This is a genomic window from Pseudoalteromonas sp. S4492 (genome assembly GCF_005886115.1).
GTDB classification, from domain to species: Bacteria; Pseudomonadota; Gammaproteobacteria; order Enterobacterales; family Alteromonadaceae; genus Pseudoalteromonas; species Pseudoalteromonas gelatinilytica.
Window position 1 is genome coordinate 1 of the sequence record NZ_PNCP01000297.1, and the last position, 293, is coordinate 293.

1 protein-coding gene is annotated in these 293 nt (G+C 50.2%); it reads right to left on the bottom strand.

Annotated elements, in window-relative coordinates:
* On the bottom strand, positions 1-262 hold a 262-nt coding region (locus CWC28_RS21625), incomplete at its 3' end, for an imelysin family protein (RefSeq protein WP_283206567.1).
* Positions 263-293 lie beyond the last annotated feature (31 nt).

The window sequence follows — 293 nt, forward strand, 5'->3', positions numbered from 1 at the left end:
TGGCCGGACGCTCTCCAGCACCAGGTCCATTGCCATTCAGATCTTGGCCCCATAACAGAAACTCAACCGCGTGATAACCTGTGGCAACATTAGCTTCACTGCCACCCAGTTCATTCAGGCTGGCCAATAGCTCAGGTGTTATTACACTCAGGCTTAATGTATTTTCACCCACCCTCAGCTGGTTACTAGCGACAATATTTGCCTCAGCACCTGCATTACCCATTTCATGACCATACTGACCGGCATCGACGTAATCGATCATTCCTTCATCCAGAGGCCAGGCATTCATCTGC